Raw genomic sequence first — 26,385 nt, 5'->3', positions numbered from 1 at the left:
CCGTGGCAGGTCACGCCGCTTGAACACGTGACCCGGTTGGTGTGGCGCCCGCCCGGAGCGGAACGCGTGATGCGCCAGTGTAGGCCTTGAGAAGCCAGCGCAGCCAGGGGTGTCCAGTCCGCCCAGCCGCCTCAACTGCAAGGTCTCTGTCAGCGTCCGCCTTACGTTTGGCGGGCAGGGACGTCCGCGCGGGGCGCGCGAGGCGGAAAGTTCAGCAGCCCCAGCCCCGACAGGACCACCAGAACGCCCGTCACCGACACCCAGCCCAGCGGTTCGCCCGCCAGCGCCGCCCAGCCCAGGCCCCAGACGGGCAGCGCGTACGTGACGGCCGTGACCTGCGTGGGGGTGACGCGGGCCAGCAGCCCGTAATACAGCAGGTAGGCCAGGCCGCTGCCCACCACGCCCAGGAACGCCACGGCCAGCGTGGCCTTTGCGGTCAGGGCGGCCGGGTGCGGACCGGCCAGGGCGACCGGCAGGAGCACGGCGGCACTCAGGCCCAGCTGGGTGGTGGCCAGGCCCACCGGGTTCAGGCCGGACAGGCTGCGCTTGGCGATGGTGGTTGCCACCGCGTAACCCAGGCTGGCGAGCAGCAGCACGATGACGCCGTGCGCCGTGGCGTGCCCGCCGCCCAGGCCGCCGGACACCGTGAGGGCCACGCCGCCCAGGCCCAGCAGGACGCCCGCAAGCATCACGCCGCGCACCCGGGTGTCCCGCAGCGTCAGGCCGATCAGCAGCGCGAACAGGGGCGTGGTGGCATTGATGATCGCCGCAATGTTGCTGCTGACCGTCTGCTCGCCCCACGCGAAGAACGACCAGGGAATCACGTTGTTGAACAGGGCGACCAGCAGCAGCGGCCGCCACAGCCGCGCGGGCGGCAGGGCGTGCCCCCCCAGACGCAGCGCGCCGGTCAGCACGAGCGCCCCGAACGCAGAGCGCAGCAGCGCCACCCACACCGGCGGGAACACCTCGCCGGAATACCGGATCAGCAGGAACGACGCGCCCCAGAACGCAGACAGCAGGAACATGTCGAGCACGTCGCGGCGGTTCATGCCTGCTCCCCCGGTCGGAAGGGCGCGGCCAGCGGGGCCGGCAGGGGCGGCCAGCCGTCCTCCTGCGCGGCGTGCGCCGCCCAGTTCTCCTTGCCGCTCCAGCGTTCGATGCTCAGGGCGTACACGCTGGTGCGTGCCAGGTCGTCCTCCGTGACGGGCCGGGTGTGCGTGCCCACCTTCAGGCCCGGAAACACCCGCTCGCTGAGCGTGATCAGCGCGCCGCGCGCCGCCTCGCCGTGCAGGACGTGAGCTGTGCCGAACACGATCACCGAGCGGTACTGCACGCTGAGTTCCAGGGGGGAGTTGCTGGGAAGCAGCAGTCCGGTCTCGGTGACCTCGAAGGTGGCGGGGTGGCCCTGCGCGGTGTTGGCGCGCAGCCGGCCGGTGACGTTCGTGTGGTACACGAGGTCACGCTGCTCGGGCCGGTACGCGAAGGCCAGTGGGGTCACGAACGGCCACACCTGCCCGTCCTCCCCCTGCCAGACGGTGGCCACGCGGCCCAGCGGCACGCGGCGCAGCAGCGCCTCGATCCAGGCGTCGTCCCGCCGGTTCTGCGGCCGGCGGCTGACACTGGGGTCCCGCCGCGCGGGATCGTAGTACGCGCCGCTCACGCGCGGGCCTCCACGCCACGCTGCGTCCAGCGGTACTCCATCTGGCGGGCCGTGCGTTCCGCCAGTGCGCGGGAGTGCAGCCGCTCCACAAGGTGAAGGGTCATGTCGATCCCGGCGCTGATGCCTCCGGACGTCACGACGCGGCCCGTATCCACCCACGACACGTCCCCGATCACCCGCAGGTCGGGGTGCCGCCGGGCGAGATCCGCGGCGTCCTCCCAGTGGGTTGTGACGGGCAGCGCCGCGAGCAGCCCCGCGCCCGCCAGCACAAACGCCCCGGTGCAGATGGAGGCCAGAAGTTCCACCCGCCGGGCCTCCTTCTGCAGCCAGGCGCGCACCTGCAGGTCGGCGCTCAGGTCATCCACCACCCCGCCCGGCACGATCAGCACGTCCAGCGGCGGATGGGTGTCGAGCGTGGCGTGCGGCAGGACCCGGAACCCGCCGCGGCCCACGGCAGGCCGGTCCTCCACGGCAATCAGGAGGGGCTCAAACGGCCGCGCCTCACCTTCACGGTCCGCAAGGCGGGACGCGACGCTCAGCACCTCGAACGGGCCGCCCAGGTCAAGCACCTCGATGCCGTCGAACAGCAGGATGCCCACGGTGCGGGTCACGGCGCGCCGCCCAGCGCGCGGCTGAAGTGATGCGCCGTGAGGTTCAGGCCGCACTTCAGGTACAGGCGGTGCGCGGCAAAGCGCGTCTCCCCCACCCCGGAATCCAGGTGCAGCGCCGCGCAGCCCAGTTCGCGGGCACGGGCCTCCAGCCAGTGCAGCAGGGCGCCGGCATGTCCGCGCCGGCGGGCGGCAGGGCGCGTGCTCAGGTCATCCACGTACAGCGTGCGGCCGGCGTCCAGCAGGTGCATGACCCGGTAACCGGCCGCCGCAACGGCCTGTTCGTCGCCTGGCTCGAAGGCGCCCACCAGCGCGTACCCTTCGCTCCGGGCGCTGAACACAAAAGCCGCCAGGGCTTCAGGCGTGGCGGTGTGGGGCGACTCGGGACGCAAGGCCCGCAGGGCCTGATACGCCAGGTGCGCCTCGTCGGGTGCAATGGAACGTAGGGTTCGTTCAGTCATGCGGGTACACTAGCGGGCATGGTGGCCCCCAGCACAGTTCCACTTCCGGCTGTTTCCCGGGGGCCACTGGCCCCGCGGACCGAGGACCTGCCGTTCCCGGTCACGCTCGCCCGCAGCGTCCCTGAACCGCTGCACGCGCAACTGGCCCGGCAGGTGCGCGCCGCCGTCCTGGCCGGCCGGGTGCCCGGCGGGACGGCCCTGCCCGGCACCCGCACCCTCAGCCGCACGCTGGGGGTCACGCGCGGCGTCGTGGAGGCCGCGTACGCGGAACTCGTCGCCGACGGCACCCTTCAGGCCCAGGTGGGGCGCGGCACCCACGTGCCCGACACCGCTGCCCCGGGTGACCCGGCGCCCGCCGGGGACCGGCCTGCGTGGCTGCCCACCCCCGGCCCACTGCCTGTGGACGGTCTGCAGGTCGCGGCCGGTCTGAATTTTCGGGTCGGCGTGACCGGCACCGCCGTGCTGGACACCCGCGCGTGGCGGCAGGCGTGGGCGGACGCGGCGCGCCAGCCGGTGCCCGGCGATTACGGCGACCCGGCCGGCGAGGAGCCTCTGCGGGCCGCGCTGGCTGCGTTCGTGGGCCGGCAGCGCGGCCTGCCGGTCACTGCGCAGGACGTCCTCGTCACGAACGGGACGCTGCACGCCCTGAACCTGATCGTGCGCGCCCTGCTGCCCCCAGGCTCCCGGGTCCTGCTGGAGAACCCCGGCTACCGCGCCGCGAGGCAGGTGCTGCTGGACGCAGGCCACGAGGTGATTCCAGTTCCCGTGGACGCCGACGGCATGAAGGTCGGGCCCGGCACGCCGCCTGCCCGGCTGGCCTACGTGACCCCCAGCCACCAGTTCCCCCTGGGCGGCCGCATGTGCCTGCCGCGCCGCCTGGCCCTGCTGGACTGGGCCCGCACGCACGACGCCCTGATCGTCGAGGACGATTACGACGGCGAATTCCGGTACGGCGCGCCGCCCCTGCCCACCCTCGCCAGTCTGGCGGCGCAGACGGGCGCGCCGGGCCGCGTGCTGTACCTGGGCACCCTCAGCAAGGTGCTGACGCCGGCGGTCCGCTCGGGTTTCGTGGTGGCGCCCCCCGCGCTGCGCGCGGCCCTGCTGCGCAGCCGGACCCTGCTGGACTTCGCGCCGTCCCTGCCGGTGCAGTCGGCCCTGACGGCGCTCCTCGCGGGCGGGCACGTGGACCGGCACGTCCGGCGGGCGCGGCGCTGGCACGCGCAGGTTCGGGCGGCGCTCACGGCGGAGCTTGCGGCCCTGGCGCCCCTTGCGGCGCTGGGCGGCATCGAGGCCGGCCTGCACGTCTGCCTTCACCTGCACCCCAGCCTGGATGCCGTGGCCGCGGCGGACACCCTGTCTGCCCAGGGGGTGCAGGTCTCCACGCTGCACACCTACACCTTCGGGGGGCCCGTTCCGAATGCCCTGCTGCTCGGGTACGGCGGCCTGACCGCCGCCCAGGCCATGGAGGGCGGGCGTCGCATCGCGCAGGTGCTGCGGGCCGCGGCAACTTCCCAGCGGCTCATGACGTAACGGAAACCATGAGCAAGACCTTCACCCTTCCGCTGCTGGCCGCGCTGCCGGCCCTGCTGGCGTCCTGCGGGAACGATCTCGACCGGTACTCCCGCGGGCAGTACACCACCTACGAGCAGTGCCTGAATGCCAACCGCAGCGTCATCCAGCGGGGCCTCACCAACCCCTGCCAGAAACGCAGCGGCGGCGGGTACTACGGGCCGTACGTGTTCATCGCAGGTGGCCTGACCCGCTACGTCGGCTACACCAGCGCGGGCGGACTGTCCGGCCGCGGCCTGACGTACGACAGCAAGAAAGGCACGTACGGGTCGTTCAAAGCGCCCGTGAGCCGCGGCGGATTCACCAGCAGCAGCCGTGCCAGGAGCTCCAGCAGCTGATCCTTCAGCCGCGCGCCCCGGGGTCCACCCGGGCGGCGCCTTCCCCTGCGCTCCGTTCAGTTCTCATTTGCACCGCGCCGCCCACCGGGCGTGTGCCGGAGGTTCCCGTGCCGAAACACCTCACGATTCTGCTGCTTCCCGCCGCCTCTTCCGCCGCCAGTGGCGCCCCGCGCGTGACGCACAACGGCTGCCGCCAGAGTCCGCTGCGCACGACGCCCGGACTGGCCCGCCGCGCCGTCAGGGACGCAGCATGAAGCGGCAGCTCCTTCCCCCGCGGCCGAACTGGGAGGCTCGCCTGCAGGAGGTGGGGTTCACCTGGTACGCCCCCACCCCGGAGCACCCCGTGCCGTACTGGAGTGAGGACGGTTACTACGCGTTCACGTCCGCCGAGATCGCCACGGTCCAGACGGCCGGTCAGGACCTCACGCGGCTGGTGCTGGACGCTACCGGGCACGCCATCGAGCGCGGCCGGCTCGCGGAACTCGGCATTCCGGCCTTCCTGCATTCGGCGGTGCGGGACTCCTGGGAGCAGGACGATCCGACCGTGTACATGCGCCTGGATGTCGCCTACGACGGCCAGGGCGGGGTGAAGCTGCTGGAGGTGAACGCGCAGACGCCCACCAGCCTGCTGGAGGCGGCGGTGAGTCAATGGCAGTGGCTGGAGGACCGTCAGGCACGCGGGGAGCTGCCGGCGCACGCCACGCAGTGGAACACCATTCATGAGGCCCTGACCGAGCAGTGGACGCACCTGCGCGAAGCGCGCGGCCTGACGGAGGTGGCGTTCAGCAGCGCGCGCGTGGACGAGGATCTCGCCACGGTCACGTACCTGCGGGAACTGGCGCAGGCCGCGGGCGTACGCACGTCGTTCCTGTTCGCGGATGAACTTGGAACCAGCCCCACCGAGCCGTTCCTGCTGGACACCTGGAGCCTCCCGCTGAGGCAGCTGATGTGGCTGTGGCCGTTCGAGTATGCCTGGGAGTCGCGCGACGCGGCGTTCCTGGCCAGTACCGGCACGCGGTTTCTGGAGCCCCTGTGGAAGACCGTGACGGGCAGCAAGGGGCTGCTGGCGCTGCTGCACGAGCTGAACCCCGGCCACCCGAATCTGCTGCCTGCCACGCTGAGTCCCGGCGCGCTGGGCCCCCAGGTGGTCCGCAAGCCGCTGTACTCACGCGAAGGGCAGAACGTGCAGCTGCCGGGCGAGGCCAGCACCCCCGGTGCGTACGGGGACCTGCCGGTCGTGGAACAGGCGTACACGGAACTTCCGACCGTGCCCGCCCCTGACGGGCCGCGTTACCCGGTGCTGGGCGTGTGGGTGGCCGGGGATGAGGTGTGCGGGCTGGGCATCCGGGAGGGCCGGTCACGCGTGACGGATAACCGGGCGACCTTCGCGCCTCACGTGGTCCTGAACTGAGACGGCAACGCGCAGCGGAGCGTTCAGGCCAATCAACCTGAACGCTCAGGGCTGCTGCGGGCCGGTCGTCAGCGGCGGCCCTTGACCAGCCACGCGTGCTCGCCAATGCCGGCGCTCTGGTTGGCGGCCCGGGCCATCACGAACAGCAGGTCCGACAGGCGGTTGAGGTACACCTGCACGTGCGCGTTGGCGTCCTCCTCGTGCAGCAGCCGGATCACCTCGCGCTCGGCGCGGCGGGCCACGGTGCGCGCCACGTGCAGCGTCGCCGCGGTGGGCGTGCCGCCCGGGTGCACGAACCCCGTGAACGGCGGGGCGCCCTCCTGGTAGCGGTCGATCATGGCCTCCACGAACTGCGCGTCCTGCTCGTCGATCCGGCTGATCTTCTGCTCGTACGTGGTGCCGCTGCGCGTGGCGAGGTCGGCGCCAACGTCGAACAGGGCGTTCTGAAGGTATTCCAGGTCGGCGTCCAGGGCGGGATCGGGGGCGTGACTGCGGGTGTTGTGCGCCCGGGCCAGGCCCAGCACGCTGTTCAGTTCATCCACGGTGCCGTACGCTTCGACGCGGATGTTCGCCTTGCTGACGCGGTCCGCGCCGTACAGGCCGGTGGTGCCGCCATCCCCGGTTTTCGTGTAGAGCTTCATGCTGCCCAGGCTAGTGCAGCGCGGCGCCACAAGATGGCAGATGGCCCACCGACCGGGGCCATCTGCCGGGTGCCGGGAGGTTAGAGGCGGCCGGTCTGTTCCGTCAGGGTCCGCAGCGCGGCGGCGTGCTCGGCGCGCAGGTCCCCGGCGCGGTAGCGCCAGGTCCAGTTGTGGTCCCCGGTGGTGCCCGGGAGGTTCATGCGGGCCTCGGTGCCCAGATTCAGCAGGTCCTGAAGGGGCACCACCGCGAGGTTCGCCCGGCTTTCGAAGGCGAGGCGGGTGAGCTGAGCGGCGAAGGTTTCTTCGGTGGGGTCGCTGCTGGTGTACACCCGGAAGTTGTGGCGTTCCTGGTCGTCGGCGTTGCGCCACCAGCCGCGGGTGGTGTCGTTGTCGTGCGTGCCGGTGTACACAACCTGGTTTTCACGCAGGTTGTGCGGGAGGAAATCATTCACGCTGAAGTCCCCGCCGCCGAACGCGAACTGCAGGACCGCCATGCCCGGGAAGTCGAAGTCGTCGCGGAGTTTCTCCACGTCGGGCGTGATGACGCCCAGATCCTCAGCGATGATGGGCAGCACGCCCAGCGCGGTCCGGACGGCTTCGAACATCTCGTGCCCGCGGGCTGGCACCCACTGCCCCTTGATGGCGTTCTCGGCCGGGAAGGGAATCTCCCACGACGCAGCGAAGCCGCGGAAGTGATCGATGCGGATCACGTCGTACAGTTTCAGGCTCCCCTGGAACCGCTTGATCCACCACTGGTAACCGTCTTTGCTCATGACGTCCCAGTTGTACAGGGGGTTGCCCCACAGCTGCCCGGTTTCGCTGAAGTAGTCCGGTGGAACGCCCGCCACGACCGTGGGCTGCCCCTGGTCGTCGAAGTAGAACTGATCGCGGTTCGCCCAGGCGTCGCTGCTGTCCATCGCCACGAAGATGGGAATGTCCCCGATCACCTGAATTCCGCGTTCGGCGGCGTAGCGGCGCAGGACCGTCCACTGGCGGAAGAACAGGAACTGCGTGAATTTCACGCGTTCAATGGCTTCGCGCAGGCGGTCCCGGGCGGCGGCCAGGGCCTGCGGGTCGCGGTCGCGGGTGGCGCTCTCCCAGGCGTTCCAGGGCAGCCCGCCGTGCGCGTCCTTGAGTGCCATGAACAGGGCGTAGTCGTCCAGCCAGTCGGCTTCTGCGACCGTGAAGGCGTCAAAGTCAGGTTTCAGGTGCTGCGCGTCACCGGCGGCGTAGCGGGCGTAGGCGCGTTCGAGCATCTGGTTGCGCCACACGTACTGCTGCCCGAAATCGACCTTGTCGGCGTTGAATTCAGGCAGGGGGGTGAAGTCCACGTCCTCCAGCAGACCGTGTTCGCGCAGGGCGTTCAGGTCGATCAGGTAGGGGTTGCCGGCGAAGGCACTGAAGGCCTGGTACGGACTGTCGCCGTACCCGGTGGGACCAAGCGGCATGACCTGCCAGTATTTCTGGCCGGCCTGGGCGAGCCAGTCCACGAAGGCGCGGGCAAACTGACCGAGCTCGCCGATACCGTAGGGCCCGGGGAGGCTGGTGGGGTGCAGCAGGACGCCGCTGGATCGTTGAATCGTCATGAAGGGACCTCCGGGAACTGAGTGGAGCGGGGCCGTTCCCCGCTATGGAAGTGATTCCACTTTTCGCCACCGATACTACAGCCCCGCACCCCTGTCCGGCCATCCCAACAAGCTTTACACCGGATCCACTCGCGGGTACCTCCCGGGTCATGCCGCGGCACCCGGGCGGGTCCGCGACCGGGCCCCGGCCGCCGTGCGCAGCGGTCACTTGGTGTTCAGGAAGTCCAGGATGGCGCGGGCCAGCGCCTGCGCCAGACGCTCCCGGTACGCGGGCAGCGCGAGTTTCGGCCCCTCGACCGGGTGTGACCCGAAACCGACCTCCACCAGGATTGCAGGCGTGGTGGGGTTGCGGATCACGTAGAACGCGTCCGTCTGCACCCCGCGGTTCACGGCCCCTGTCGCGCTGATCAGCTGCGCCTGCACCTGCCGCGCCAGCTGCCGGCTGAATGAGATCTTCGCCTGCGCCAGGATGTCCCCCAGTTCCTTCTGGGCGGTTCCGGCCGCCTGCCGCGTGAGTTCCAGTCCCACGCTGCCCCCACCGTTTTCCTGCACGGCCAGACTGCGGTTGCCGCCGGCCAGCGGCTGCCCGAAGTAGTACGTCTCGATGCCCTGCGCGCCCGGCCCGGCCGAGTTCACGTGAATGCTCACGAAGGCACTCACCTGTCCGTTGTTCGCCAGGCGGGACCGCGCGGCAAGGTCAGTGCGCTTGTCCGAACTGAGATGCTGGTCTACGGTGCGGGTCATGACGACGTCCACGCCGTGCCGCAGCAGTTCCGCGCGGGTGCGCAGCGCGACGTCGAGCGTGACGTCCTCCTCCTTCACCCAGTGGCTCACGGCGCCCGGGTCAGTGCCGCCGTGCCCGGCGTCCAGCACCACGCGCGGGCGCACCAGGGCGCTGGTGGTCACGGCGGCGGGACGGGCCACCGCCGCCGGCGCGGGTGCTGTGGCCCGCGCCGGGGTGCTGGGCACCCGCGCGGCCGGGGCGCTGGCGGGCACGTCAATCACCAGCCGCGCCGGCTGAGCGCCGCTGGCGGGCATGACGCTCACCTTCGCCTGAGCGTGCCCGGAGGCCAGGGTGACGGTCACCGTGCTTCCCGCCACGGCGTATGCGGTGACGCCTGGGGCATGCAGGGGTCCCTGGTCGGCCTTGAGGGTCACGCCGAGTTTCACGGTGACGCTCGGCCCGGCCAGTTTCACGCTGCTCGTGGTGACTTTCGGCAGGTCGAACACAAGCCGGGTGTACCCGTCGTGTTCCCCCACGCGGGGCGCGGCGAGACTGCCACTGAGCGGCCCGATCAGCAGGCTGCCCAGCAGGGCGCCCAGGGCCAGGGACCGGCGAACGCGGGAGGAGGGGGTGGCGGGGCTGTTCACTGCGCTGGAGTGTATCGCCCGGCGGGCAGGCCCGGATGGGAGGCGGGTCCGGCCCGCCTCATGCGGCCTGGGAAGCGGCGTTCAGGCGTTGGGTTTCAGAAGGTGACCCAGGCAGTGGCCGTAATTCACGCCCTGACGGGCGTCGGTCACCAGGTCTTGCACACTGAATTCCTGCAGGACGCCGAGCATGGCGTCCCGCATGCGGGTGTACACGGTGTGCCGCGCGTGGCAGCGGGCCTCCTCCACGCAGGGTTCATGCCAGTTGAGGCTGATGCATGACAGCGGCGCGACCGGCCCGTCAATGGCGCGCACCACCTCGCACAGGCTGATCAACTGGGGTTTGCGGGCCAGGGCGTAGCCGCCCCCGATGCCCTTTTTGCTTTTCACGACGCCCTTGGCGGTCAGGGCGGCCAGGATGCGCACCAGGTACGGGCGGTGGACGCCGGTGGCTTCGCTGATCTCTTCACTGGACACCCAGCGGTCGAGCGCCTGGGTGCCCAGGAATCCCAGCGCCTGGAAGGCGTACACGTCGGTGGCGGACAGCCGCATGCCGCGCAGTGTACCCCGGCTACGCGCGGTCCGGGGTCCGGCCGGCGTGCCGCGCCTGGAGGTACCCCAGGGCGACGGGGTCGAACTGCCCGCCCGGCACCCAGCGTTCCTCCAGGTTTTCCGTCCCGAACAGGGCCCAGGCGGCCGCTTCGGTCCGGTCGTCCCAGTCGCCCTGCGGCAGGTCCGGCGCGTACCCCTGGGTGACCAGCAGCGCGCGCAGCCAGGCGAGTTCCGCGGGTGTCAGGACGCGGGTGGTGTCCGGCCGGCCGAACAGCAGATCGTGGGTGTCCAGCAGCCGCGCAAGGTCGCCGCAGGGGTCGGGGTGATCGTCGGAGCGCAGGTTCACCCAGTCATCGGTCAGGCCGCCGTACCCCCGGCCCGGTCCGGCGCACACCAGCGCCGCGGACTGCCGGCCGCGGCGGTCGCCGCCGGCGGCGTCGCCGGCGATCAGGGCGGCCAGCAGCCGGCGCGGCAGCGGCAGGGCGCGGCCGGCCTCCCAGGCGGCGCGCATGGCCTGCACCACGCCCGCGCCGGCCAGGATGTTGCCCTGAATGGCGACGTCCGGCGCGGCGTACCCACCGGCCCAGGCGTGGCAGTCGGGGCCGGTGAACGTGGCGCTCGTGCCGTCAGCGCGCACCAGCCCGAACTGCCGGTGGGCGATGCCGCTGTCGGTGGCCTGGAAGTGCGCCGAGGTGGCTTCGGCGCTGTGACCACCGGCCATGAGGCGCAGGCCCTCCGGGCCGAACGTAGGGTTCACGTAGCTCTGGGTGGCCACAGCGCCCACACCGCCCTGCACGAAGGGCACCAGGGCGCCCACAGCGAGGAACTTGCTGGCGACCGCCACGCCCAGGTCGCCGGTGCGCGCGTCGCGGCCCACGATGGAAAAAGTCATGGGTGAAGGCTACCGCGCGCCGCTTACAGGAGGTCTGTTATTCCAGACACCGCGCCGGGCGGGTGGGGGCGCGTGTTAGCGTTGAGCCCGATGACGTTTGCGCAGGCCGTGACCGACCGCACCCGAACCCACCAGACCCGCCTGTGCGTGGGCCTGGATCCCCGCCTGGACGCATACCGGGACGCAGAGCACCTGCGCAGCCACACGCTGGAGGTGCTGGAGGCGACGGCGCCCTTCGCGGCGTGCGTGAAACCGCAGCTGGCGTTCTATGAGGCGCTGGGGCTGGACGGGCTGCGCATTCTCGAGGAGGTGTGCGCCGCCGCCCGCACGCTGGGCGTGCCGGTGCTGCTCGACGCCAAACGTGGGGACATCGGCAGCACCGCGCAGGCCTACGCGCAGGGCTGGCTGACGGGCCGGCACGCGGGCGCGGCGCTGACCGTGAACCCGTTTCTGGGCTTCGAGACCCTCACGCCGTTCGTGGAGGCCGCCCGCGCCAATGGCGGCGCGGTGTTCGTGCTGGTGAAGACCAGCAACCCGGGGCAGGGGGACCTGCAGGGGGGCGGCATCAGTGAACGCGTGGCGGATGAGGTCACCCGCCTGAACGCGCAGGAGGACGGGGAGTACGGCAGCGTGGGGGCGGTGGTGGGGGCCACGCACCCGGGGGACCTCGCGGCGTTCCGGGTGCGGATGCCGCGCGCGCTGCTCCTGCTGCCGGGGCTGGGCGCGCAGGGGGCCACGGCCGCGCAGCTCGCGCCGGCGTTTGCGGCCGGCGGAACGGGTGCGCTGGCAAGTGCCAGCCGCGGCGTTCAGTACGCGCAGGGGCTGAGCGTTCCGGCCAGTGTGGCTGCTGCGCGGTCGTTCCGGGACGAGCTGAACAGCGCGCTGAATTAAACGGCGTGAGGTCCGGTGGAGGGGTGTCCCTCCACCGGACCTTATGGCTCCGGCCGGCTCAGCCGAGGAGACCCAGCATCCGGTCTATGTCGTCCAGGCTGGTGTAGTGCGCAATGCTGGCGCGCACCACGCCCAGCGGGTACAGGCCCAGATCCTTGAGGGGCTGCACGGCGTAGAAGTGCCCGGCGGCGACGTCCACGCCCTGCGCGGTGAGGCGCAGCGCGGTCTGTTCGGGCGTTTCGCCACCCACGCGGAAGGCGACGGTCCCGATGCGGCCCTGCATGCTCTGAGGGCCGTACACCGTGACGAGATCATGGGCCAGCAGGCCGTTCACGAGCCGCTCCATGACCGGCGCCTCGAGCGCCTGAATGTGGGCGGACGCCGCTTCGAGGGCCGCGCGGGTCAGGTCCGCGTGACCGCCCAGCTCCCGCAGGTAGTCCAGGGTGCCGAGCCACCCGGCGAGCAGTTCGAACTGCGGCGTGCCGTGTTCGATGCCGGTGATGTCCCCCTGCGGCACGAACTCCAGGCGGGGCCACGCCAGGGTGGCCCGCAGGTCGGGGCGGATCCACAGGGCGCCCAGGTGCGGCGCCCAGACTTTATACGGGCTGAACGTCAGGAAGTCCGCACCCCAGCTCTGCACGTCGGGAAAGGCGTGAGGTGCGGCGTGCACGGCGTCCACGATGCTCCACGCGCCCGCCGCGCGGACCTGCGCCGTGATCGCGCGGATGTCCGGGCTGACGCCCAGGGCGTTGCTGGCAGCGGTCACGGCCACCAGCCGCGTGCGGGGCGTGAGGAGTGCGGCGAGGTCGTCGGGGTGCAGGGTCATGTCGGGCTGCCGGGCGTGCCAGACCTTCACGGTGACCCCCTGGCGCTCCAGCTCCCGCCAGGGGCTGGCGTTGCTTTCGTGCTCCAGGCCGCTGAGAATCACCTCGTCGCCCTCGCCCCACAGGCGGCTGAAGGCGGCGGCGAGGCGGAAGGTGAGGGCGGTGGTGCTCTGCGCGAGGGCCACGTCCTCCGGCTGGGCGTTCAGGAAGAGGGCCGTCGCTTCGCGGGCGCGGTGCTTGAGAGCCAGGATCTCCGCGCCGGGACGGTGTCCGGGCATGGAGTTCGTGGCGCCGTAGCGGGTGAGGTGGTCGGTGACCGCCTGAATGGCGCGTGTGGGAATCAAGCCGCCGGCGGCGTTGTCAAGGTAGGAGCGGCCATTCTGAAGTTGCGGGAACTGGGCGCGCAGGTCAGCCTGGGCGGGCAGGGGGGTGCGGGCGGCGGTGGTCATGCGCCGAGTGTAGGCCGAAGGCACGGGGGGTGTCCCGGCACGCGGAACTGCCTGTGCAGATAGGAGGGATCGCCGCCGGGGGCGGGAACATGAACGCCCGCCTGATCGTTCTTTCGTGTGATGTGTCCCTCATGCCTCTCCCCTATGCTGCGGCCATGAGTTTCGTGCGTAAGCCCCGGCCCTACTCGTCGGGACTGCCGGCCACGCCGCGGCCCGCGCCGGCCGTCCCGAAGCTGCGCCGCGAGCGGGCGTCCGGCGGAACGCCGCGGCCACGCGCGCCCCGGTCGTCATGGGCGGGGGCCGTATCGGCCCTGGCGGGGCTGGGGGCGCTGCTGGTGCTGCTGGTGGGCCTGTCGGGCCTGTGGAACTCGGTGGCGCGGGACTGGCAGTTCCGGTCGGCGGGCGCGGGCGTGCTGGACGTGGTGCGCTGAGTGACCCGGAGGGTGAGGACACTGCTGCGCAGGTGGCAGAACCCCTGGCCGCGCACGCCGTTCGTGCGGCAGCCGGCGCCCTGGACGCTGCGGCGCGCCCTGAGGGCCGCCCTGGCCGGGGTGGGCGCCCTGACGCTGGGCACGATCGGGCTGGGCGTGGCGGGCGCCGTGAGCACGGGCGCGCTGGGGCGGGTGTGGAACCTGCGGTCGGAACTGCTGCCCATTGAGGTGCAGGACCGGCGGGGCGGGCCGCTGGGCGTCATCGATCACTGCCGGGAGGGCAACGCCGTGAACGCCGTGCCGTGCCGGGAATCGCTGAGCGTGCCGCTGTCGGGCGTGAGCGAGCCGTTCCTGCTGGCGTACGTGGCCAAGGAGGACGTGCGGTTCTTCTCGCACGCCGGGGTGGACCTGGGCCGGTTGCCGCGCGCGGTCCTGAGCGGCGCGGGGGGCAGCACGATCACCATGCAGCTGCTGAAGAACAGCGTGCTGGCCGGGCACTTTGATTACGACACGGACCGGCGCGGCCCGCTGCTGACCGTGGCCCGCAAGGCGACGGAATTCGTGCTGGCCCCGCTGGTCACGTGGCGGTACGGGCGGCGGGAGGTGCTCGCCATGAGCGTGAACAGCCTCCCCTGGATCGGGATTGGGCAGCGCAAGGGCGTGTACGACGCGTCGCGCGCGGTGTTCGGGGTGGAACCCGCAGACCTGACGCTGGCGCAGAGTGCGTTTCTGGTGGGGCTGCTGCCCGCTCCGGGCCGCTACCTGGTGTCGGAGGACACCGCGCCGGAGCAGGCGACCGCGCGCTTCCGCTGGATGCGCACCCAGCAGCTCGTGACGCTGAACATCCTGCGCTCGCACGGGCTGATCAGCCCCTCAGCGCACGCCGAGGCGGCCGCGACGCCGCTGCAGCCCAGGCTGTGGCGGGTGACCTACGCCGGAAGCGGCGCGGACCTGCGGGTGGTGTCCGCGGCACGCAACCCGGCGTACATGAACGAACCGGAACCCGTGTGGGCCATGCAGGAACTGGTGCGCCGCGAGCTGCGGCAGGCAGGGCTGGACCCGAAACGGGTGGGGCGCGTGGTGCTGACCGTGGACGCGCAGGCGCAGGCGGCCCTCACGCGGCGCGTGACGGGCGAAGGGAGGACGGGACCGCGCCCGCCGGGCGTCGCGGAGGGCGCCGCGATCGTGGACGTGCGGGGCGGCGGGATTGTGGCACTGGCCAGCAGCACAGGCGGCGCGCAGAGCAGTGAGGCGGGGCGGCAGTGGGCCGCGTCCGCGCTGCGGCCGGTGGCCAGCACCGTCAAGCCGCTGCTCTACGCGCTGGCGTTCGGGGACGGCGTGACGCAGCTGAGCACTTTCCGTGACGAGGTAACCCGCTACGCCGGGCAGGCGATCGGCAACAGTTCCGGGACCTTCCTGAACCGGGCGGTCACGCTGCGCGAGGCGAACGCCCGCAGCCTGAACACCGTGGCGGTGCAGGTGGGCACCCCCCGCGAGGGGGCGCTGCGCCGCACGCTGGACCGCGCCGGGTACCGTCAGGACCCGGACAACACGTCCAGCGTGTCGCTGGGCACGTACCGCGCCGCGCCGCTGGGCGTGGCGGCGGCGTACGCGAGTTTCGCCAACGGCGGTCAGCTGTGCCGTCCGCATCTGCTCGCCGAGGTGTACGACCGGTCCGGGCGGCCGCTGGCTCTGCCCCGCCCAGGGTGCGCGCCGCTGTGGGACGAGGTGGTGGCCTTCGAGACCTTCGACCTGCTGACTGGGGCCGTGACCTCGAACGCCGGTCACGTGCCGTTTCTGCGCCCCACGGCGTGGCAGCGCCTGACCGGCAGGGCCGTGCCGCTCGGCGCCAAATCCGGCACCACCGACGACGTGAACGACACGTGGTGCGCGGCCGTGACGCCGCAGTACGCGATGGCGGTGTGGATCGGTGACCCGGACGGCCGGCAGAGCGTGCCCGTGAACCTGTACCGTGATCAGACCGCATGCCGTGAGGTGGCGCTGCTGCGCGACCTGCCGCATGACCGGAGCAGCCTGGCGGTACCGCCCGGCATCACCCGCGTCGGGGGGGTGGCCGTGCCGCTGGCCGGCCTGAACCCCCGCAATCCGGCGCCTTCCCCGCCCTGAACTTCCGAGGTGACCATGTCCCTGCCTATGACTGTGCCTGCCCTTCTGTCCGCCCTGCTACCCGCGCCGCTGAGCGCCTCGACCCTGCTGGGGCTGTCCACGCCACCGCTGCACCTGACCGTGGCGGTGGACATGACCGGCAGCAGCAAGAATCCCGCATTCCGGTACGCGGATCAGGCACGGCTGCTGTCGCAGAGTGTCCTGTTCAACCAGCTGAGGTCCGGGGACACCGTTACGCTGCTGCGCATCTGTGACGGCGTGCAGACCGTGGCGGATTTCCGCTTTCAGTCGAAGAACGGCGCGCGCCTCGCCCGGGCGGACATCCTGCGTTACACCACAGCCCTCACGAAACCCTGCGCAGGGAAGGGGAGCGCCATCACGGCGGGGCTGGCGCTGGCGGCCAGACGTGGGGGCAGACGCCCCGGGTGGGTGACGTGACGGTCCTGTTCACGGACGGCGCGCTGCTCGACGACCCGAAGCGCGCTGGGATCGGGGGCGTGGTGAAAGGGTACCTGGGCGCGCAGGACACGCGGCTGCTGTTCGTCGCGGGCCTCAGCCCGGAGGCAGGCGCTGGTGGGGTGTCCATCCGGGACAGCTTTGTCAAGGCGCTGGGCGCGAGCGCGGCGGAGAAACGGGTGCTGCTGGCCGGCGCGTATGATCTGTCGAACGTGTACCCGTCTTTCGCGAACCTCGTGAAGGCGGCCCGCAGGTGAGCGGGCGTGAGCCGCACGAGCCTGCGCCGCTGGCCGGGGTGATCAGCCAGGAGGGCCACACCGACGACCTGCGGCCCCTGTCCCGGGTGACGCTCAGCGGCCCGGACCTGGGCACCGTGAACATGGAATTCGCCGGTGAGGATAACCGCGTCGGCCCGCAGCAGGTGATCGTGCCGCCCTTCCCGGCAGCGGGAGAGGCGGCGCCGGCAACCGCCGCCCAGACCGCAGGGATGACGGGTGTGGACGCAGAAGAGTTTGATCCGCGGGTCTATGAGCCGGCCCTGCCGAAACCCGGCCCTCTGGTGGCCGAGGCGTTCATGCCGGTGCTGACGCCGCACCACTTCGGGGAGCTGCTCGATGACCTGCGCGGCGAGCTTCAGCTGGTGAAGGACGAGTCGGCGCGCGCGGCCCTGACGTCCCGGTCGCGGCTGCTGCGACTGAACGTCGAGCAGTACCGCGTGAACTTCGAGCTGGCGCGCACCACCCTGAACCGCGTGCTGGCCGAAACCGGCGTGGGCGTCCGGACCTCATGGGCGCGGCAGCAGGAGCACCTGAGCTTCATGAACGCGGCGAGCAGCGGCGTGGAACGCGCCTACGAGCAGGCGACCGAGGCGATCGAGCAGGCGCGCGCCCAGCGGTTCGAGGCGCTGGCGCGGGCGGGCGTCCGGCCCGATACCATCACAGCCGAGGATTTCTACACGCAGCAGGCGGTGGCGCAGCTGGCGGCTGAAGGGCACGCGGTGCGGCCGCCCGAGCAGAAGAGCGGCAGCAAACGGGTGTTCAACGCATTCGCGGTGTTCAGCAAGTTCTTCGTAGGCCTGATCAGCGGGGTGAGCATCAATCTGCTGTTCAACCCGGAGTCCCGGCTGTACCTGACCCTGATCGCCCTGACGGCGGGCGTGATGTTCAGCGTGCTGCTGCTGTGGCTGGTGGATGAACTGTCCTACCGCGCGAAACTCGCGGGCAGCACGCCCGGCATGAGCCGCCCGGCGTCGTACGTGACAGGGATCGTGCTGGTCACCTTGCTGTACCTGGGTGTGGAAGGGTACCTGAACTGGGACGGCATCCTGCGGACCACGCAGGAGATCGCCGCCAACGCCGCGCAGCAGGGTCAGCTTACGGACCTGAGTGCCGCGCCGGAGGAGCGGAGTGCGCCGGAGCACTGGTCGCTGCTGGTGTTCACGCTGGCCCTGGTGAGCATGGCGGCGGGCGCGGCCCTGATTCAGGGGCGGGAGCGGGCGCGCGGGGTGCTGGAGCGCGAGCGGCTCACGGCGCGCGTCTCGGTGCTCAAGGCAGGTGGGGCGTGGCAGGAGGTGGCGCGCGCCACAGACCTCGTCACGTACCTGGAAGCGGCGCGGGACCGGCTGGCGCCGCCGCGGGACGTGACGAGCCCGGATCACGCGCGGCTGAACGAGCGGGTGCTGGGGCACTGGGAGCAGGAGCGGGACCAGCAGGTGCAGGCCGTGACGGGCGCGCTGGTGCGTGAGGCGCGGGCGCTGCACGAGACGCTGGAGGAGTTCGCGGCGCAGGTGCAGGCGGCGCGGTTCCCGGTGCGGCGGGGCGGGTTGCGGGGCCTGCTGGGCTGAAGAGCTGGGGGGTGATGGCACTGCCCCTCCATCATTTTTTGTGTTCTGATTGTCAATTAATAGTTCAATATTAAGTAATAATTGGAGCATGACCTTCTTCACCCCCGCTCCCGGGACCAGCCCCGTCCAGGGCCTGCACCACGTCACGGTGATGGCCAGCGACCCCCAACGCAACCTCGACTTCTACACCCAGGTGCTCGGCCAGCGGCTCGTGAAGGTCACCGTGAACTTCGACGACCCCGGCACGTACCACTTCTACTACGGCGACCACACCGGCCAGCCCGGCACGATCATGACCCATTTCCCGTGGCCCGGCGCCCAACGCGGCCAGCGCGGCAACGGTGAGGTCGTCGCCACGGCCTACAGCGCCCCCGCCGGCTCCGAAGCCTACTGGCGCGCCCGGCTCGCCGAACACGGCCTGAGCGTCACTGAAACCACCCGGTTCGGGCAGACTACGCTGACCTTCGACGACCCGGACGGCACCTGGGTGGAACTGATCTTCGAGAACGGCCAGCCCGTGCAGCCCTGGCCCGCCTCCCCCGTGCCGGCCGGGCACGAACTGCGTGGGTTTCACTCCGTGACCGCCTGGGTGCGCGACACAACCGCCGTGCGGGACCTGCTGGTCGGGCAGCTGGGGTTCACCGAACTCGGCACCGAACGTGACTCCGAAGGCCAGCGCACCCGCTTTCAGGGCAGCGGCAGCGGCGTCGGGCTGTTCGTGGACGCCGTGGAACGCCCAGGCCAGGGCCGCGGGCATTTCGGGGCCGGCAGCATCCACCACGTGGCGCTGCGCACCCGTGACGACGCGGAGCAGGAAGCGTACATGACGTCCCTCACCGCCGCCGGGTACCGCCCCACGCCCGTGCAGGACCGGCAGTACTTTCACTCCATCTACTTCCGGGAACCGAACGGCGTGCTGTTCGAGATCGCCACGGACGCCCCCGGCTTCCCCGACGATGAACCCGTTGCCGAACTGGGCATGCACCTGAAACTCCCCGCGTGGTTCGAGTCCCGGCGGGCCACCATCGAGGCGCACGTGCCGCGCATTCTCAACCGCGAGTACGGCGTGACAATCGGACAGCGGGACCTGAGCGCCGCGCCGGCCACGCCGCAGCCCCAGCCGGAAGGCGTGCAGGTGTACGCCGCGGGGCGCGCGCTGGATCAGGCGCGCGTGGCGGTGGTCCTGCTGCACGGGCGGGGCGGCACGGCGCCGGACATCCTCAGCCTGGAACGTGACCTCAACCTCAGCGCGTTCGCGTACCTCGCTCCGCAGGCGCCGGGGAACACCTGGTACCCGCTGTCGTTCCTGGCGCCGGTCGGGCAGAACCAGCCGCACCTGGACCGCGCGCTGGGCGCCGTGGACGCCGTCATGGCGCAGCTGGCCGCGCAGGGCATCCCGGCCAGCCGGGTGGTGCTGGGCGGGTTCAGTCAGGGCGCGTGCCTTGCCCTGGAGTACGCCAGCCGCGCCGAACATAAACCCGCCGCGGTGGTGGCGTTCAGTGGCGGCCTGATCACCCTGGACCAGGCCAGCCGCTTTGACGGCACGGCCGTGTTCATGGGGGTGGACCCTCAGGACAGTCACATTCCCCTGGCCCGGTTTCAGGAGACCGCCGCGCAGTTGCAGGCGCGCGGCGCGGCCGTCGACGCCCGCGTGATTCCCGGTCTGGGCCACACCATCAACAAGGACGAACTGGACGTTGCCCGCATCCTGATGCAGCAGGTGGCCGCCCAGGTCTGAGCCCACCTGCACCGGGGGCACCCACAATGGGGTGCCCCCGGTGTCACTTCAGGGTGACGGCCACGAAGAGGGCGGTGGCATCCGGGCCCTCGAAGCCAGGCCCGTAGGCGCGCACCGTGACCAGCACCCGGTTGCCCTGCACGTCCACCCGCTCCAGGGTGTACCGGGCCGCGCAGGCCCGCCCGGACGGCAGGGCCCGGTCGCGCCACACCTCCTGTCCGTTCACGCTCAGGATGAATCCAGCCGGGCGCTCCCCAGGGGGCAGCAGTTCTGGCGAGCAGTCCGACGGCAACGGCACCACGTGCAGGCGCACCGGGACAGCGCGGGACCACAGCGCAACCGGCGTGACCTGCGTCTGGCCGGGCGGCGTGGCGTCACTCCAGCGGGGGAAGGAAACGCTGTACACCCGTTGATACCGGGGCCGGCTGAGCGGGCGGCCCGCCAGACCAGACAGGGCGGCGCGGGTGGCTGGCGCCGCGAGCAGGTCCGTCAGGACATGGCCCGGGGCCTGGTCAGCGGTGCGCTGGGCCTGAAAGGTCACGCGGCTTGACGTGGTGCTGAGGACCGTGACCTGAGCGGTCCCGAACCCACTGCCGTCACGTGCGCCCTGAGTGACCGCCAGCACACGCTCCCCACTGGCGGAGAAGCGCACCTGGGTCACGGGGAGACGGTCGTTGGCCAGGGCGCTGCCGGTCAGGGCAAGCCACAGCAGAAGAAGTCGGGGCATACCTGCACCGTACTCCCCGGCGGCCAGCAGGTGCGCTATTTGAACTTGAGGCTGGCGAGCACCTTGTCGAAGGTGGCGCTGGCCTGGGCGAACCGGGCGGGGGCGTCCGTGAGCTGAAACGAGTACAGGTTCCGGGCACCCACACCGTACCAGACGCGCATCTTGAGCTGGCCTTTGGGATGCACGAGGGTGTAGCTGCGCTCCACACCGCTCAGGCCGCCGTAGTTCACCGTGCGGCTCGCGGTCTGCTTCACAGCGGCTCCGGTGCCCTTGATGCCGGCCTCGAATTTCTTGAATTCCGTTTCGGGTGTCGGCTTTCCTCCGGCCTTGTCCACGAACAGCAGGCGCATCAAGGTCGCGGGCGGCGCCTTGGCCGAAACCAGCGAGACGCCCTTGGTGCCGTCACCGAAGTCGGCACCCAGCCAGCCTTTGGGAAGGCTGACGCTGAAAGGCAGTTTCGGATCGCTGAACTTCACGAGAGTCTGCGCGCTGCTCAGGCCGCCCGCAAGCACTGCGGCGGCCAGAAGAACCTGGGGTCGGACAAACGTCATGACGGGCACCGTATCAGGCGAGTGTGAGTGCGCCACGGCCGTTGCGTGAACGGAACCGCGGCGCTCCGGTCAGCGCGCAATCAATCCCGGCTTCGGCCACAGGCGCAGGTCGGCAGGCCCGGCGGCGTCTCTCAGGCTGACCGGGCCGTAGGCGCGGCTGTCGAGACTCTCCCCGATGCGGCGGTTATCGCCAAGAACCCACACCTTGCCGGCGGGAACGGTCAGGGCCACCTGATCGTCCAGGAACCCTTCGCTGGCGTACGACTCTGCGATGACGCGGCCGTTGACCTGCACCTGCCCGCCCTGAATGGCGATGCGGTCGCCCGGCAGGCCAAGCACGCGCTTGACGTTGTACTGCCGGTGCCGCACGCCGTACACCCTCTCGAAGGCGTAGGGACTGTCTGCAGGCGCCTTGAAGATCAGCAGGTCCCCCCGTCTGGGGAACGGGCCTCCCAGGCGCCAGGCGCGCAGCCACCGGGGGTACTTGAGCAGCAGCAGCACGTCCCCGCTGCGCAGGGTGGGGTTCATGGAGTCGCCGTCCACGCGGGCCAGGGTACAGCCGAACGTGGTCAGCAGGTAGACGGGCAGCAGGCCGCCCAGCAGCCAGGCACGCCAGCTGGAATCAGGGGAAGGGGGCGGCGTGGTCACAGGCGCCGAGGGTAGCGCAGTGAGGGCGCCGGGTGTGGCGCGCACCGGGCGTGGCGGGCCCTTGAGGATCGTCCCAGCAGAACGCCGTTCCTTTTCACTGTCTTTAGGGTCACTTCAGTAACGCTCGCACTTGCCTGGGAAAAACCGGTACCCTGTCGCGCATGACGGCTGAAGGCATGACGGACGGTTTGAAGGTCGAGAAGTACCATGAGGGCACAGGGGAGCAGGCCGAGGCAGGCCGGATGGTCCGCGTGCATTACACGGGGACCCTGGAGAATGGACAGAAGTTCGACAGCAGCCGTGACCGTGGGGAGCCCATCGAGTTTCCGCTGGGCGTGGGGTACGTGATTCAGGGGTGGGATCAGGGCATCGCGCAGCTCCGGGTGGGGGATAAGGCGAAACTCACGGTTCCTGCCCACCTGGGGTACGGCGCGGCGGGCGTGCCCGGGGTGATTCCCGGCGGCGCCACCCTGATCTTCGACGTGGAACTCGTGGACGTGCGCTGAGCTTCAGCTTTCGTAAGTTGCGCGGGCACACCCTGTTCGGTGTGCCCGCGCTGATGTGTGGCACACCTTTCAGCGTGCTTCCACGGTTGAGCCCGTTGACAGCTTTGCGCTCACAACATAAACTTTGAAAGTAACGAAACTCACTCATCGGGGGCCGCCTTGGTTGAAGCACGCAGAAGCGAGATTCTCTCATTGGTCCAGCAGCACGGAGAATTACCCGTCACAGAACTTTCGAAACTTCTGGGCGTTTCGGAAGTCACCGTCCGCAGCGACCTGAAAGTCCTGGTGGACGCCGGACAGGTCCGCCGCACCCGCGGCAGCGTCCGCCTGCCCCTGGACATCCGCCGCGAATCCCCCATCGAGGAAACGCGCCTGGAACACAGCGCGGCCAAACGCCGCATCGGCCGCGCCGCCGCCGCCCTGGTCCGCGACGGGGAAACTGTCTTCCTGGACGTAGGAAGCACCACCACCGAAGTCGCCCGCGCCCTCTCCCCCACCCTGCAGGGCGTCACCGTGGTCACCAACGGTCTGAACATCGCCCTGGAACTTGAGCGTCTGTCCGGCGTGCGCGTCATCGTGACCGGCGGCACCCTGAGGCCCCTGCAGCACTCGCTGATCAGCCCGTACGCCCTGGACATCCTGCGCCGCATTCACGCCGACCGTCTGATTCTGGGCTGTAACGGTGTGCACGCCGAGCACGGCGTCACGAACGCCAACCACGAGGAAGCCGAGATCAAACGCCTGATGGTTGAACAGGCCCGCGAGGTGGTCGTCGTGGCGGACCACAGCAAGCTGGGGCAGATCAGCCGCGCGCACATCGCCCCCACCCGCCGCGTCACCACCCTCGTCACCGACCGTGGCGGCACCCAGCCCTCAGCCGCCCTGCGTGACGCTGTCCTGGACCTGATCCTCGCCTGAGCCACCCCCACGTTCCCTGGAGGAATCATGAAAAAATTTGCCCTGCTGTCCGCACTGGTCCTCGCCACCACGGCCTCCGCGCAGTCCAGCCTGTCCGGCACCGTCACCGTCTGGTCCTGGGACGCCGCCGCCAAGGCCCTGGAAAGCACCGTTCCCAGCTTCAACAAGAAGTACCCGAACGTGAAGGTGAACGTCGTGGACCTGGGCAACCAGAACGTGTACGACCGCGGCCTCGCCGGCTGCGCCGCCGGCGGCGTGGACATGCCCGACGTGTACTCCATCGAGAACAACGAGGCCGAGGTGTTCTGGGCGCGCTTCCCTGACTGCTTCGTCGACCTGAACACCAAAGGCGCAGACAAGCTCATCAGGAACTTCCCCGCGTTCAAGTGGACGGAACTCACCGCGAACGGCAAACGCTTCGCGATGCCCTGGGATTCCGGCCCCGTCGTGATGTTCTACCGCCGCGACCTGTACCAGCAGGCCGGCGTGAACCCCACCGCCATCAAGACCTGGGACGACTTCATCGCGGCCGGCAAGAAAATGAACGCCAAGTTCGGCGGCAAGGTCAAGCTGGGCGTCATCGCCAACGGTCAGGACGACGAGTGGTTCCGCATGCTTGCCAACCAGAACGGCTGCTTCTACTTCGACAATGACGCCGCGAATGTCACCGTCAACAAACCCGGCTGCGTCGACGCCCTGAACACCGTCAAGAAACTGCTCGCCGCGCAGGTCGTGGCCACCGGCGACTGGGGCGGGCAGATCACGTCGTTCAAGGCCGGCCGCACCGCCAGCGCCATGTTCGGCGCGTGGTACGAAGGCACCATCCGCACCAACGCCCCCGACCAGAAGGGCAAGTGGGGGGTGTACCAGATGCCCGCCAGCAGGGCCGGCGGCGTGCGCGCCAGCAACCTGGGCGGCAGCGCCCTGGCCATCCCCAGCGCCAGCAAGAACCAGGCCGCGGCGTACGCCTTCCTGGAAAACGCCCTCGCCACCAGCAACGGTCAGGTCACCATGCTCAAGTCCCAGGGGCTGGTGCCCAGCCTGCTGAGCGCCACGAAAGACCCCTACGTGAACCAGGGCCAGGCCTACTGGGGCAACCAGAAGATCTGGAAAACCATCCTCGACACGCTCGGTGACGTGCCCCAGGCGCGCGGCACGCAGTACTTCCAGGACGCCCGCCAGGTGATGATCGTCGTGCAGGCCGACTTCGTGAAGGGCAAGTACAAGACCGCCAAGGAAGCCCTGGACGACGCCGCCAGGAAGATCAGCAGCGCCACGGGCCTGCCGGTCGCGAAGTAAGGTTCAGCTCCCAGAGCCAACGGGCGGGCGGAGGGCGCACACCGCGCCTCTCGCCCGCCCGGCCCCCGTGTGCGAGGTGTTCATGACCACAGCCCCCCGACCCGCCGTGACGCGGCCCGCCAAGGCGGGCTGGTGGGCGCGCCTGCCCAAAGCGCCCTACCTGTTCATCCTGCCGTACCTGCTGATCTTCCTGGCCTTCTGGGCCTGGCCGATCGTGAGTTCCTTCCTGATGAGTTTCAAGGATTCGCGCCTCGGGGCCGCCGCGCCCTACGGCATGGCCAACTGGTCGCGCCTGATCAGCGACGAGTTCTTCCGCACCGCGCTGCGCAACACCCTGGTGATCCTGCTGGTGCAGGTGCCGCTCATGCTGTCGCTCGCCACGGCGCTCGCCGTGGCGCTGAACAGCCGCCTGCTGCGCGCCGCCGGCTGGTTCCGCTTCGCGTTCTTCGCGCCGCTGGTGGTGGGGACTGTGGCGTACTCGGCGGTGTTCCGGCTTCTGTTCAACACGGATTTCGGCATTGTGAACCGCGCCCTGACCAGCCTCGGCCTGCCCGCCGTGGACTGGCTGAACCAGTCGGGACCCGCCATGACCGTCCTGATTCTCGCCATGACCTGGCGCTGGACGGGGTACAACGCGATCATTCTGCTGGCGGGCCTGCAGGGCATCAGCGAGGATGTGTACGAAGCGGCCTCCATTGACGGCGCCACACCCTGGCAGCAGTTCTGGAAGATCACGCTGCCGCTGCTGCGCCCCAGCCTGCTGTTCTGCCTCGTGCTCAGCGTGATCGGTACGCTGCAGCTGTTCACGGAACCGGCGCTGATCACGAACAGCGGCCCGGGGAACGCCACCATGACGCTCGGCACGTACCTGTACCAGCAGGGCTTCCGGTCGTTCAACTTCGGGTACGCCAGCGCCATCGCGTACACCGTGGCGGCCATCGCCGCAATCTTCAGCGTGGTGCAGCTGCGCCTGTTCGGGAGGGACGAATGACCACCGCACCGCAGAGGACCGCTCCGCAGCGCAGCCGCAAGGCGCGTGACCGCATCTCGGCCACGTGGCTGCACGTCCTGCTCATTCCCCTGGCCCTGGTGTTCCTGGCGCCCCTGTGGATGATGCTGGTGTTCAGCACGCACCCGGAAACCGCCATCTTCAGCCCTAACCCGCCCCTGTGGTTCGGCGGGGCGTTCGCAGAGAACTTCCGCGGGCTGCAGGCCGACACGAACTTCCTGCGGGCCCTGCTGAACAGCACCGTGATCGCCACGATGTACACGGTCTTGAGCATGCTGCTGACCAGCATGGGCGGGTACGCCTTCGCGAAGTTCGAGTTTCCCGGGAAGAACGTCCTGTTCGGCCTGATCCTGGCGACGCTGACCATCCCGACGTTCGTGACGATCATTCCGCAGTTCATCCTGGTGGCGCGCGACCTGAAGATGTCGAACACCTACTGGGCGGTCATTCTGCCCACCCTGGCGAACACCATCGGCATCTTCTACATGCGTCAGGCGTTCCTGACGGTGCCCACCGACCTGCTGAACGCCGCGCGCATTGACGGAGCCAGCGAGTGGCGCATCTACTGGCAGATTGCGCTGCCCATCGTCCGGCCTGCCCTGGCGGCCCTGGCCATCCTGCTGTTCCTGGCGTCCTGGAATGACTACCTGTGGCCGCTGATCGTGCTGACGCAGAAAGACAGTTACACCATGCCCGTCGCGCTGGGCACCCTGGTGGGCCTGACGCGCGTGTCGTGGGGCGGCATCATGGTGGGCACCGCGATTGCCACCGTGCCGTTCCTGGCGCTGTTCCTGGCCCTGCAGCGTCACTTCGTGGCGGGCATCGCGGGCGGCGCCGTGAAGGACTGACCCGGCGCACCCACCCCGCCCCACGCGTTTCCGT

Annotated in this window: 29 protein-coding genes; 16 read left to right on the top strand and 13 right to left on the bottom strand. The window is 70.3% G+C overall.

What is annotated here, in order from left to right:
- Window positions 1-161: 161 nt before the first annotated feature.
- Genes LAJ19_RS05690 through LAJ19_RS05675 form a run of 4 tightly spaced genes read right to left on the bottom strand, consistent with a single transcriptional unit; the run spans window position 162 to window position 2,729 of the window.
- Complete coding sequence (locus LAJ19_RS05690) at window positions 162-1,049, bottom strand: DMT family transporter (RefSeq protein ID WP_225477433.1); 888 nt, start codon at window positions 1,047-1,049, stop codon at window positions 162-164.
- On the bottom strand, window positions 1,046-1,660 hold the full coding sequence (locus tag LAJ19_RS05685; protein ID WP_225477431.1) for a pyridoxamine 5'-phosphate oxidase family protein: 615 nt from the start codon (window positions 1,658-1,660) through the stop codon (window positions 1,046-1,048). The genes LAJ19_RS05690 and LAJ19_RS05685 overlap by 4 nt, the downstream gene beginning before the upstream one ends.
- Window positions 1,657-2,271: a DJ-1/PfpI family protein gene (locus LAJ19_RS05680; RefSeq protein ID WP_225477429.1), complete on the bottom strand. Its 615-nt coding sequence runs from the start codon at window positions 2,269-2,271 to the stop codon at window positions 1,657-1,659. Before LAJ19_RS05680 ends, LAJ19_RS05685 begins: the two co-directional genes overlap by 4 nt.
- Complete coding sequence (locus tag LAJ19_RS05675; protein ID WP_225477427.1) at window positions 2,268-2,729, bottom strand: GNAT family N-acetyltransferase; 462 nt, start codon at window positions 2,727-2,729, stop codon at window positions 2,268-2,270. The genes LAJ19_RS05680 and LAJ19_RS05675 overlap by 4 nt, the downstream gene beginning before the upstream one ends.
- 18 nt (window positions 2,730-2,747) lie before the next feature.
- Between LAJ19_RS05675 and pdxR the strand changes: the two genes are divergently transcribed.
- From pdxR to LAJ19_RS05655, 4 genes are all read left to right on the top strand, one after another.
- A complete protein-coding gene (gene pdxR, locus LAJ19_RS05670; RefSeq protein ID WP_225477424.1) occupies window positions 2,748-4,259 on the top strand; it encodes a MocR-like pyridoxine biosynthesis transcription factor PdxR in 1,512 nt (503 codons plus the stop codon).
- Window positions 4,260-4,267: 8 nt separating this feature from the next.
- Entirely contained in the window at window positions 4,268-4,636 is a 369-nt protein-coding gene (locus tag LAJ19_RS05665; RefSeq protein WP_225477423.1) for a hypothetical protein, read from the top strand.
- 107 nt (window positions 4,637-4,743) lie between these two features.
- Complete coding sequence (locus LAJ19_RS05660; protein WP_225477422.1) at window positions 4,744-4,890, top strand: hypothetical protein; 147 nt, start codon at window positions 4,744-4,746, stop codon at window positions 4,888-4,890.
- Entirely contained in the window at window positions 4,887-6,047 is a 1,161-nt protein-coding gene (locus LAJ19_RS05655; protein ID WP_225477421.1) for a glutathionylspermidine synthase family protein, read from the top strand. The genes LAJ19_RS05660 and LAJ19_RS05655 overlap by 4 nt, the downstream gene beginning before the upstream one ends.
- Before the next feature lie 68 nt (window positions 6,048-6,115).
- Here LAJ19_RS05655 and LAJ19_RS05650 read toward each other — a convergent pair whose 3' ends face one another.
- The 5 genes from LAJ19_RS05650 to LAJ19_RS05630 form a co-directional block, all read right to left on the bottom strand.
- Window positions 6,116-6,688 carry a cob(I)yrinic acid a,c-diamide adenosyltransferase gene (locus LAJ19_RS05650; protein WP_225477419.1) on the bottom strand — a complete coding sequence of 191 codons (573 nt, stop codon included), beginning with the start codon at window positions 6,686-6,688 and terminating at the stop codon, window positions 6,116-6,118.
- A gap of 80 nt (window positions 6,689-6,768) precedes the next feature.
- Window positions 6,769-8,274, bottom strand: a complete 1,506-nt coding sequence (gene malQ / locus LAJ19_RS05645; protein ID WP_225477417.1) for a 4-alpha-glucanotransferase — start codon at window positions 8,272-8,274, stop codon at window positions 6,769-6,771.
- A 204-nt stretch (window positions 8,275-8,478) separates the two neighbouring features.
- A complete protein-coding gene (locus LAJ19_RS05640; RefSeq protein WP_225477415.1) occupies window positions 8,479-9,645 on the bottom strand; it encodes an N-acetylmuramoyl-L-alanine amidase family protein in 1,167 nt (388 codons plus the stop codon).
- Between the two features lie 81 nt (window positions 9,646-9,726).
- Complete coding sequence (locus LAJ19_RS05635) at window positions 9,727-10,194, bottom strand: Rrf2 family transcriptional regulator (protein WP_225477413.1); 468 nt, start codon at window positions 10,192-10,194, stop codon at window positions 9,727-9,729.
- A gap of 19 nt (window positions 10,195-10,213) precedes the next feature.
- Window positions 10,214-11,086 (bottom strand): DUF1028 domain-containing protein, encoded by an 873-nt coding sequence (locus tag LAJ19_RS05630; protein ID WP_225477411.1) that lies wholly within the window; start codon window positions 11,084-11,086, stop codon window positions 10,214-10,216.
- 90 nt (window positions 11,087-11,176) lie between these two features.
- Between LAJ19_RS05630 and pyrF the strand changes: the two genes are divergently transcribed.
- On the top strand, window positions 11,177-11,977 hold the full coding sequence (gene pyrF / locus LAJ19_RS05625; RefSeq protein WP_225477409.1) for an orotidine-5'-phosphate decarboxylase: 801 nt from the start codon (window positions 11,177-11,179) through the stop codon (window positions 11,975-11,977).
- Window positions 11,978-12,035: 58 nt separating this feature from the next.
- On the opposite strand, the gene LAJ19_RS05620 is transcribed toward pyrF, so the two are convergent.
- A complete protein-coding gene (locus LAJ19_RS05620; RefSeq protein ID WP_225477407.1) occupies window positions 12,036-13,250 on the bottom strand; it encodes a cysteine desulfurase-like protein in 1,215 nt (404 codons plus the stop codon).
- A gap of 155 nt (window positions 13,251-13,405) precedes the next feature.
- Between LAJ19_RS05620 and LAJ19_RS05615 the strand changes: the two genes are divergently transcribed.
- From LAJ19_RS05615 to LAJ19_RS05590, 6 genes are all read left to right on the top strand, one after another.
- Window positions 13,406-13,681: a hypothetical protein gene (locus LAJ19_RS05615; RefSeq protein WP_225477405.1), complete on the top strand. Its 276-nt coding sequence runs from the start codon at window positions 13,406-13,408 to the stop codon at window positions 13,679-13,681.
- A 12-nt stretch (window positions 13,682-13,693) separates the two neighbouring features.
- Complete coding sequence (locus LAJ19_RS05610) at window positions 13,694-15,808, top strand: transglycosylase domain-containing protein (protein ID WP_225477403.1); 2,115 nt, start codon at window positions 13,694-13,696, stop codon at window positions 15,806-15,808.
- 27 nt (window positions 15,809-15,835) lie between these two features.
- A complete protein-coding gene (locus LAJ19_RS05605) occupies window positions 15,836-16,246 on the top strand; it encodes a vWA domain-containing protein (protein ID WP_225477401.1) in 411 nt (136 codons plus the stop codon).
- Window positions 16,243-16,521 carry a hypothetical protein gene (locus LAJ19_RS05600; RefSeq protein WP_225477400.1) on the top strand — a complete coding sequence of 93 codons (279 nt, stop codon included), beginning with the start codon at window positions 16,243-16,245 and terminating at the stop codon, window positions 16,519-16,521. Before LAJ19_RS05605 ends, LAJ19_RS05600 begins: the two co-directional genes overlap by 4 nt.
- Window positions 16,518-18,107, top strand: coding sequence for a hypothetical protein (locus LAJ19_RS05595; RefSeq protein WP_225477398.1), 1,590 nt, complete (start codon window positions 16,518-16,520; stop codon window positions 18,105-18,107). Before LAJ19_RS05600 ends, LAJ19_RS05595 begins: the two co-directional genes overlap by 4 nt.
- A gap of 88 nt (window positions 18,108-18,195) precedes the next feature.
- Complete coding sequence (locus LAJ19_RS05590; RefSeq protein WP_225477396.1) at window positions 18,196-19,845, top strand: VOC family protein; 1,650 nt, start codon at window positions 18,196-18,198, stop codon at window positions 19,843-19,845.
- 43 nt (window positions 19,846-19,888) lie between these two features.
- Here LAJ19_RS05590 and LAJ19_RS05585 read toward each other — a convergent pair whose 3' ends face one another.
- From LAJ19_RS05585 to lepB, 3 genes are all read right to left on the bottom strand, one after another.
- Window positions 19,889-20,572 (bottom strand): DUF2259 domain-containing protein, encoded by a 684-nt coding sequence (locus LAJ19_RS05585; protein ID WP_225477394.1) that lies wholly within the window; start codon window positions 20,570-20,572, stop codon window positions 19,889-19,891.
- Between the two features lie 35 nt (window positions 20,573-20,607).
- Window positions 20,608-21,123 (bottom strand): hypothetical protein, encoded by a 516-nt coding sequence (locus LAJ19_RS05580; RefSeq protein WP_225477392.1) that lies wholly within the window; start codon window positions 21,121-21,123, stop codon window positions 20,608-20,610.
- A gap of 69 nt (window positions 21,124-21,192) precedes the next feature.
- Complete coding sequence (lepB, locus tag LAJ19_RS05575) at window positions 21,193-21,771, bottom strand: signal peptidase I (protein ID WP_225477390.1); 579 nt, start codon at window positions 21,769-21,771, stop codon at window positions 21,193-21,195.
- Window positions 21,772-21,932: 161 nt separating this feature from the next.
- Here lepB and LAJ19_RS05570 point away from each other — a divergent pair, with 161 nt between their 5' ends.
- From LAJ19_RS05570 to LAJ19_RS05550, 5 genes are all read left to right on the top strand, one after another.
- A complete protein-coding gene (locus LAJ19_RS05570) occupies window positions 21,933-22,277 on the top strand; it encodes an FKBP-type peptidyl-prolyl cis-trans isomerase (protein ID WP_225477388.1) in 345 nt (114 codons plus the stop codon).
- A 159-nt stretch (window positions 22,278-22,436) separates the two neighbouring features.
- Window positions 22,437-23,195 (top strand): DeoR/GlpR family DNA-binding transcription regulator, encoded by a 759-nt coding sequence (locus tag LAJ19_RS05565; protein ID WP_225477386.1) that lies wholly within the window; start codon window positions 22,437-22,439, stop codon window positions 23,193-23,195.
- Between the two features lie 27 nt (window positions 23,196-23,222).
- Window positions 23,223-24,494, top strand: a complete 1,272-nt coding sequence (locus LAJ19_RS05560) for an ABC transporter substrate-binding protein (protein WP_225477384.1) — start codon at window positions 23,223-23,225, stop codon at window positions 24,492-24,494.
- An 82-nt stretch (window positions 24,495-24,576) separates the two neighbouring features.
- Entirely contained in the window at window positions 24,577-25,485 is a 909-nt protein-coding gene (locus LAJ19_RS05555) for a carbohydrate ABC transporter permease (RefSeq protein WP_225477382.1), read from the top strand.
- Window positions 25,482-26,351, top strand: a complete 870-nt coding sequence (locus LAJ19_RS05550) for a carbohydrate ABC transporter permease (protein WP_225477380.1) — start codon at window positions 25,482-25,484, stop codon at window positions 26,349-26,351. The genes LAJ19_RS05555 and LAJ19_RS05550 overlap by 4 nt, the downstream gene beginning before the upstream one ends.
- Window positions 26,352-26,385 lie beyond the last annotated feature (34 nt).

Origin of the sequence: Deinococcus taeanensis, assembly GCF_020229735.1 — a bacterium.
In the GTDB taxonomy this organism is placed as follows: domain Bacteria; phylum Deinococcota; class Deinococci; order Deinococcales; family Deinococcaceae; genus Deinococcus; species Deinococcus taeanensis.
This window is presented reverse-complemented; position numbering and strand designations above follow the sequence as displayed.

Excerpts from the sequence above, each read along its gene's own strand:
- LAJ19_RS05560 (WP_225477384.1), top strand. The coding sequence starts at position 23,223 with ATGAAAAAATTTGCCCTGCTGTCCGCACTGGTCCTCGCCACCACGGCC.
- LAJ19_RS05590 (WP_225477396.1), top strand. The coding sequence starts at position 18,196 with ATGACCTTCTTCACCCCCGCTCCCGGGACCAGCCCCGTCCAGGGCCTG.
- malQ (WP_225477417.1), bottom strand. The coding sequence starts at position 8,274 with ATGACGATTCAACGATCCAGCGGCGTCCTGCTGCACCCCACCAGCCTC.
- pyrF (WP_225477409.1), top strand. The coding sequence starts at position 11,177 with ATGACGTTTGCGCAGGCCGTGACCGACCGCACCCGAACCCACCAGACC.
- LAJ19_RS05650 (WP_225477419.1), bottom strand. The coding sequence starts at position 6,688 with ATGAAGCTCTACACGAAAACCGGGGATGGCGGCACCACCGGCCTGTAC.
- LAJ19_RS05635 (WP_225477413.1), bottom strand. The coding sequence starts at position 10,194 with ATGCGGCTGTCCGCCACCGACGTGTACGCCTTCCAGGCGCTGGGATTC.
- LAJ19_RS05620 (WP_225477407.1), bottom strand. The coding sequence starts at position 13,250 with ATGACCACCGCCGCCCGCACCCCCCTGCCCGCCCAGGCTGACCTGCGC.
- LAJ19_RS05550 (WP_225477380.1), top strand. The coding sequence starts at position 25,482 with ATGACCACCGCACCGCAGAGGACCGCTCCGCAGCGCAGCCGCAAGGCG.
- pdxR (WP_225477424.1), top strand. The coding sequence starts at position 2,748 with ATGGTGGCCCCCAGCACAGTTCCACTTCCGGCTGTTTCCCGGGGGCCA.
- LAJ19_RS05690 (WP_225477433.1), bottom strand. The coding sequence starts at position 1,049 with ATGAACCGCCGCGACGTGCTCGACATGTTCCTGCTGTCTGCGTTCTGG.
- LAJ19_RS05570 (WP_225477388.1), top strand. The coding sequence starts at position 21,933 with ATGACGGCTGAAGGCATGACGGACGGTTTGAAGGTCGAGAAGTACCAT.
- LAJ19_RS05675 (WP_225477427.1), bottom strand. The coding sequence starts at position 2,729 with ATGACTGAACGAACCCTACGTTCCATTGCACCCGACGAGGCGCACCTG.
- LAJ19_RS05585 (WP_225477394.1), bottom strand. The coding sequence starts at position 20,572 with ATGCCCCGACTTCTTCTGCTGTGGCTTGCCCTGACCGGCAGCGCCCTG.
- LAJ19_RS05580 (WP_225477392.1), bottom strand. The coding sequence starts at position 21,123 with ATGACGTTTGTCCGACCCCAGGTTCTTCTGGCCGCCGCAGTGCTTGCG.
- LAJ19_RS05605 (WP_225477401.1), top strand. The coding sequence starts at position 15,836 with ATGACTGTGCCTGCCCTTCTGTCCGCCCTGCTACCCGCGCCGCTGAGC.
- LAJ19_RS05655 (WP_225477421.1), top strand. The coding sequence starts at position 4,887 with ATGAAGCGGCAGCTCCTTCCCCCGCGGCCGAACTGGGAGGCTCGCCTG.
- LAJ19_RS05665 (WP_225477423.1), top strand. The coding sequence starts at position 4,268 with ATGAGCAAGACCTTCACCCTTCCGCTGCTGGCCGCGCTGCCGGCCCTG.
- LAJ19_RS05615 (WP_225477405.1), top strand. The coding sequence starts at position 13,406 with ATGAGTTTCGTGCGTAAGCCCCGGCCCTACTCGTCGGGACTGCCGGCC.
- LAJ19_RS05555 (WP_225477382.1), top strand. The coding sequence starts at position 24,577 with ATGACCACAGCCCCCCGACCCGCCGTGACGCGGCCCGCCAAGGCGGGC.
- LAJ19_RS05630 (WP_225477411.1), bottom strand. The coding sequence starts at position 11,086 with ATGACTTTTTCCATCGTGGGCCGCGACGCGCGCACCGGCGACCTGGGC.